6 protein-coding genes and 1 tRNA gene are annotated in these 6438 nt (G+C 64.3%); 5 read left to right on the top strand and 2 right to left on the bottom strand.

Annotated features, from left to right (window positions below):
* Window positions 1-38: 38 nt before the first annotated feature.
* Both PMI38_RS17610 and PMI38_RS17605 read right to left on the bottom strand, forming a co-directional pair.
* Window positions 39-1766, bottom strand: a complete 1728-nt coding sequence (locus PMI38_RS17610; RefSeq protein WP_008096640.1) for a dipeptidase — start codon at window positions 1764-1766, stop codon at window positions 39-41.
* 133 nt (window positions 1767-1899) lie between these two features.
* Window positions 1900-1976, bottom strand: a tRNA-Arg gene (locus PMI38_RS17605).
* Window positions 1977-2207: 231 nt separating this feature from the next.
* On the opposite strand from PMI38_RS17605, the gene PMI38_RS17600 reads away from it, so the two are divergent.
* From PMI38_RS17600 to PMI38_RS17580, 5 genes are all read left to right on the top strand, one after another.
* Window positions 2208-2957, top strand: a complete 750-nt coding sequence (locus tag PMI38_RS17600) for a GntR family transcriptional regulator (RefSeq protein WP_008096638.1) — start codon at window positions 2208-2210, stop codon at window positions 2955-2957.
* Window positions 2954-4678, top strand: coding sequence for a fumarate reductase/succinate dehydrogenase flavoprotein subunit (locus PMI38_RS17595; RefSeq protein WP_008096636.1), 1725 nt, complete (start codon window positions 2954-2956; stop codon window positions 4676-4678). The genes PMI38_RS17600 and PMI38_RS17595 overlap by 4 nt, the downstream gene beginning before the upstream one ends.
* A gap of 132 nt (window positions 4679-4810) precedes the next feature.
* A complete protein-coding gene (locus PMI38_RS17590) occupies window positions 4811-5056 on the top strand; it encodes a 4Fe-4S dicluster domain-containing protein (RefSeq protein WP_008096634.1) in 246 nt (81 codons plus the stop codon).
* 24 nt (window positions 5057-5080) lie between these two features.
* Window positions 5081-6046, top strand: coding sequence for a HEAT repeat domain-containing protein (locus tag PMI38_RS17585; RefSeq protein ID WP_008096633.1), 966 nt, complete (start codon window positions 5081-5083; stop codon window positions 6044-6046).
* Window positions 6046-6321, top strand: a complete 276-nt coding sequence (locus PMI38_RS17580; RefSeq protein WP_008096631.1) for a DUF971 domain-containing protein — start codon at window positions 6046-6048, stop codon at window positions 6319-6321. The genes PMI38_RS17585 and PMI38_RS17580 overlap by 1 nt, the downstream gene beginning before the upstream one ends.
* The last annotated feature ends 117 nt before the right edge of the window (window positions 6322-6438 follow it).

Raw genomic sequence — 6438 nt, 5'->3', positions numbered from 1 at the left:
GGAGCCGGCTTGCCGGCGACAGGGCCAGTGCTGACGACTCAGAGCTTCGGCATCTGCCCGATCCGCGACACCATCTCGCTCACCACCTGCAGGTCGAGCATGAACTGTTCAACCGTCTTGAACTCGTTGTCGTTGTGCCCGGTGTACTTCACATCCGGCATGGCCAGACCGAACTGAACACCGTTGGGCAAGTCATGCACCGAGGTCGCGCCGGCCGACGCGCCGAACGCATGCTTCATGCCCAGGTTCTCGCTGGCCACGTCGAGCAGGGCCTTGACCCATTCACCCTCGGGGTTGCGATACATCGGCTCGTCGAGGCTGTAGTTGAAGGCCACCGAGGTGTGGCTCCCGCGCGCCCATTGGCCCAGCTTGTCGGCCAGTTCGTCCTTGATCGTGGCCAGCGGCTTGCCTTTCGGGATGCGCAGGTTGACGGCCAGTTTCAGCCCTTTCTCGTCCACGCCGACAAAGGTCAGCGAGGCGGTCAGCGGGCCCATGAACTCATCCTTGAAACCAATGCCAAGCTTGTTGCCCAGGTAGTCCAGGCCCCAGTTGTCGGCCGCAAAACGGGCGGCATCGGTGAAGTGGTTGTGCTTGAGGGGCACTTGCTGGCCCAGGCCGTTGATGAAGCCGAGCATGCGCGCCACCGGATTGACCCCGGACTCAGGCTCGGAGGAGTGGGCCGAAACGCCGGTGACCGTGAGCAGTACCTTGTCACCCTCGGCCTTGGCGTCGATCTTGAAGTCGTTGCCATTGCGCTGCACATAGTCGGCACCGGTTTTTTCGAGCTGCGCGGCCAATTGCGCCGGGTTATCGCTTACCAGCGTGGCCACTGAAGTGGTCGGAATCTGGTTGGTGGCCAGGCCGCCGGTAAGGTTGATGATTTCTGCGCCCTTGCCGCTGCCTGGGCGTTTGCTGAAGCTGGCCATGACCGTGCCGTAGCCTTTCTCGGCGATCACCACCGGGTAGCCGCCATCGAGCGCCAGGTTGTAGTCAGGCGTAGGGTTGCGGGCGAAGTAATAGGGGATGGCGTCGCCGCTGGTTTCTTCGGTGGTGTCGATGAGCAGCTTGAACTGCCGGGCCAGTGGCAGCTGTTCGTCCTTGGCCACCTTCAGCGCATAAAGGGCTACGACAATGCCGTTCTTGTCGTCCTCGGTGCCACGGCCGTACATGCGGTCGCCGACCAGGGTCACCTTGAAGGGGTCCAGGCGGGTGCCGTCTTCCAGCTTCCAGTTGTCCGGGTTGACCGGCACCACGTCGGCGTGGGCATGGATGCCGACCACTTCCTTGCCAGCGCCAAGGGAAATCTCGTACACGCGGTTGTCGATGTTGCGGAAGGCCAGGCCAAAGCCTTCGGCCAGGGCCTTGATCTTGTCGGCGATCTTGAGGAACTCGGGGTTCTCATGCTGCGGCACGCCATCGACGCTGAACGTGGGGATGGCCACCAGTTCACGCAGGGTTTCGGTGGCGGCCTTGCCGTACTTGATGCGGGTGTACAGGCCCAGCAGACGGTTGATCTCGTTCTGCTGGTCGGCGCTAAGGGTTTTCTTGGCGAGGTAGGCGTCGAGGGTTGCACCGAGGTTGTCGGCCTTGGCCAGTTCACTGCCCTTGAGCTTGCCGAGGAACGCTTTGAAGTTGGCCGGGGCGGTGCCGTCGTAGGCTTTGACGATGGCTGCGGACTGTTGCTGCGAAAGGTTGGCCTGGGCAGGCAGGCTGAGCAGACCCGCGCTGGCCAGCAGCACGGTTACGGAAAGTGTTTTCAGGAGCATGGGGGCGCATTCCTTCGCGATAGGTGAAAAGGTTGCTCACGCTATCACCAATGCCCCGCGGCACGGGAGTGCCAGAACGCGATATGTCGCACAAACGAAAAAGCCCCGGGCATGGGCCCAGGGCTTCTTGATATGGCGCACTCGGCGGGATTCGAACCCACGACCCCTGCCTTCGGAGGGCAGTACTCTATCCAGCTGAGCTACGAGTGCAACGCGCACGCATGATACCCATCTGATTCGATGTCGTCCATCGCCTTGATCTTCGGACTTTTTTCCAGCTTGTTCAGTCCTGTGGGAGCCGGCTTGCCGGCGATAGGGCCCCCCCGGCCACCACAAACCTCTCTATCCATATGCAATAACAGTATTTCCCCATCAATTCTTATGCCCGCTACCATCTTATCACAACTTGTTATAACAAGTAGCCGAATAGCGAAGGAACCCATGGCCGAACTGCTCCCCCTGTCCCCGGTACCGCTCTACACCCAGCTCAAGGAACTGCTGCGCGAGCGCATTCTCGACGGCACCTACCCGCCGCATAGCCGCATGCCTTCGGAGAGCGAGCTGGGCAAGGCATTCGATGTCAGCCGCATCACCGTGCGCCAGGCGCTGGGCGACCTGCAGAAAGAAGGGCTGATCTTCAAGATCCACGGCAAAGGGACGTTCGTCGCCAAGCCCAAGGCGTTCCAGAACGTCAGCACCCTGCAGGGCCTGGGCGAGTCGATGACGCAGATGGGCTACGAAGTGATCAACCGCCTGCGCAGCTTCCGCCATGTACCGGCCACGGCACTGGTGGCGGCGCGGCTGCAGGTCGAGGAGGGCAGCCTGGTGACCGAGATCCGCCGGGTGCGACTGATCAACCGCGAGCCTGTGTCGCTGGAACTGACCTGGCTGCCCAAGGCCGTGGGCGAAAAGCTGGAAAAGGCCGACCTGGTCACCCGCGACATCTTCCTGCTGCTGGAAAACGACTGCGGCATCCCGCTCGGCCACGCCGACCTGGCCATCGATGCCGTGCTGGCCGACAGCGACCTGACCCAGGCACTGGAGGTTGAAGAGGGCTCGCCGATCATGCGTATCGAGCGCCTGACCCACACCGCCGATGGCACGCCGCTGGACTTCGAACACCTGTACTACCGCGGCGATGCCTTCCAGTACCGCCTGCGCATCGATCGCCAGAAAGGGGGCAAGGCATGAGTATCCAGACCCAGGACTACGACATCATCGTCATCGGTGGCGGCACCGCCGGGCCGATGGCGGCGATCAAGGCCAAGGAGCAGGACAAGAGCCTGCGCGTGCTGCTGCTGGACAAAGCCAACGTCAAGCGCAGCGGCGCCATCAGCATGGGCATGGACGGCCTGAACAACGCGATCATCCCCGGCCACGCCACGCCCGAGCAGTACACCAAGGAAATCACCGTGGCCAATGACGGCATCGTCAACCAGGCCACCGTGCATGCCTATGCCACCCACAGTTTCGAGACCCTCGAGCAGCTCGACCGCTGGGGCGTGAAGTTCGAGAAGGACGAAACCGGCGACTACGCGGTGAAGAAGGTCCATCACATGGGCGCCTACGTGCTGCCCATGCCGGAAGGCCATGACATCAAGAAGGTGCTGTACCGCCAGCTCAAGCGTGCCCGCATCGAGATCAGCAACCGCATGGTCTGCACCCGCGTGCTGCTCGATGGCGAAGGTGCCGCCGCCGGGGTGCTCGGATTCGACTGCCGCAGCGGCGAGTTCCGCGTGGTGCGGGCCAAGGCGGTGATCCTCGCCTGTGGTGCCGCCGGGCGCCTGGGGCTGCCGTCGTCGGGCTACCTGATGGGCACCTACGAGAACCCGACCAATGCCGGCGACGGCTATGCCATGGCCTACCACGCGGGCGCCGAGCTGGCCAACCTCGAGTGCTTCCAGATCAACCCGCTGATCAAGGACTACAACGGCCCGGCCTGTGCCTACGTGACCGGCCCGCTGGGTGGCTACACCGCCAACAGCAAGGGCGAGCGCTTCATCGAGTGCGACTACTGGAGCGGGCAGATGATGTGGGAGTTCCACCAGGAGCTCGAAGGCGGAAACGGCCCGGTGTTCCTCAAGCTCGACCACCTGGCCGAGGAGACCATCCAGAACATCGAAGAAATCCTGCACAGCAACGAACGCCCCAGCCGTGGCCAGTTCCATGCCGGGCGTGGTACCGACTACCGCCAGCACATGGTCGAGATGCACATCTCCGAGATTGGCTTCTGCTCTGGGCATTCGGCCTCGGGGGTGTGGGTCAACGAGAAGGCCGAGACCAGCGTCAAAGGCCTGTATGCCGCGGGCGACATGGCGGCGGTGCCGCACAACTACATGCTCGGTGCCTTTACCTATGGCTGGTTTGCCGGCGTCAACGCCGCGCAATACGTGGCCGGGCGCGAGCTGGCCGAAGTCGATGTCGCCCAGGTCGAGCGCGAGCGCGAGCGGGTGTTTGCACCGCTGCAGCGAGAGCACGGCCTGCCCCCGGCACAGGTGGAGTACAAGCTGCGGCGCATGGTCAATGACTACCTGCAGCCGCCCAAGGTGACCAAGAAGATGGAGATCGGCCTGGCCCGCTTCGCCGAGATCGAGCGCGACCTGGACCAGATGAAGGCCAGCAACCCCCACGAGCTGATGCGGGCGATGGAAGTGGCGGTGATTCGTGACTGCGCCGAGATGGCCGCACGCGCCTCGTTGTTCCGCGAGGAAAGCCGCTGGGGGCTGTACCACCATCGGGTCGACTTCCCCGAGCGCAACGATGGCCAGTGGTTCTGCCATTGCCACCTGAAGAAGGGCGAGGACGGTGCGATGACCAGCTTCAAGAAAGCTGTCGAGCCGTACCTGATTGCCCTGGATGCCGATGAGCAGACGGCCTATGACCGGCTGCGGGTCAAGGCCGATGCCGCGTGAAGCGGGGCCGCTGTGCGGCCCATCGCCGGCAAGCCGGCTCCCACAAGGTCAGCGGTGATCGGTGTGGGAGCCGGCTTGCCGGCGACAGGGCCCTCAGCCCCACCGACAAATCAGAATAAAGGATCCCGTGAAATGGCCTACCAACCCCAGGAAATCTTCTTCCGCAGCAGCGCCCCGGTCACCATCGACGAAGACAAATGCATCGCCGAAAAAGGCTGCACCGTATGCGTCGAGGTCTGTCCCATGGACCTGCTGGCCATCAACCCGGCCACGCAGAAGGCCTACATGGCCTTCGACGAGTGCTGGTACTGCATGCCTTGCGAAAAGGACTGCCCCACCGGAGCGGTAAAGGTCGACATCCCTTACCTGCTGCGTTGAACCCTCGCAACGAAGGACCGCGCCATGACTGAACGCAACACTGACAACCCCGACATCCTTGCCCTGCTGCCTCGCCTCGAAGCCACCGACGCTGGCGTGCGCCGCATCGCCCTGATCGAACTGGCCGACCTCGAAGACCCGGATGCCCTGCCGTGGCTCACCGATGCGCTGCTGGTCGACGCGGCCGACGAGGTTCGCAGCGAGGCAGCAAGGCTGCTCGAAGCCTGGGAGGACCCTGAGGTAGTACAGGCCCTGTGCGCCGCGCTGGCTGATGCTGCCGAGCCCGTGCGCCAGGCTGCTGCGCAGAGCCTCAGTGAGCTCAAGAGCCCCGAAGCCGGCCAACTGATCCTGCCGTGGGCCAGTCACGCCGAACCCTTCGTGCGCGCCAGTGCCCTGCGTGCCTTGCGCGAGCTGCGCCTGGAAGAGGCCGCCGCGCCTGCGCTGCTGGCGCTGGCGGATGACGACGCGGCCGTTCGGCGCGAAGCGGTAGGCATTCTTGGCTGGCTCAAGCACCAGCCTGCCTTGCCGGCGCTGGCCAGGCTGGCCGAGGTCGAGCCGGACACCGAAGTGCGCCGTGCGGCCATTGGTGCGCTGGGTCTTGCCCGTGACAGCGCCGTGCTGCCGGCGTTGGTGGCGGCGCTGAATGATGCGGCCTGGCAAGTGCGCGAAGAGGCCGCCACTACCTTGGGCAAAGTGGGCCAGGAACAGGCCGGCCCGGCGCTGGTGAAGGCGCTTGCCGATGACTTCTGGCAGGTACGCCTGCGAGCGTCGCGTTCATTGGGGCGCCTGCGCTATGGCCCTGCACTGGACGGGCTTGGCGAGCTGCTCGGCCATGGCATCGCCAACCTGCGCAAGGAAGCGGCGCTGGCGCTTGGCGAACTGGGTCAGGCGCGAGCCTTGCCGGTGTTGCAGGCGGCCGAGGCCGACAGCGACCCGGAGGTGCGCAAGGCGGTGCGCATTGCCCTGGCACAACTGCGCGGTGCTGTCTGATGATTGCGCCAGGGGCAATCCGCAACCTGCGCGGGCCAGGGCAGTTGCTGCTGCAATGGCCCGACGGCGAGCGCACGCTCAGCCATGCCCGCCTGCGCGGCGCCTGCCCGTGCTCGCAATGCCGTGCGGCGCGGCTGGCAGGAAGCATCACCGTGGTACCCGCCGAGGTTCGCATCGAGCGGGTCGAGCCGCAGGGGTATGGGGTGCAGCTGGTGTTCAGCGATGGGCATGAGCGGGGCATTTATCCCTGGGCATATTTGCGTGATCTGCTTTGATTTGCCTGGGGCGTTGTGGGAGCGGGCTTGTCCCGCGAACCAGGGCGCAGCCCTGGCCATAAACCCATTTTGTCTGGGCTGGCCTCTTCGCGGGGCAAGCCCGCTCCCACATGATTT

The organism is Pseudomonas sp. GM84, assembly GCF_000282535.1.
Classification (GTDB): Bacteria; Pseudomonadota; Gammaproteobacteria; order Pseudomonadales; family Pseudomonadaceae; genus Aquipseudomonas.
This window is presented reverse-complemented; position numbering and strand designations above follow the sequence as displayed.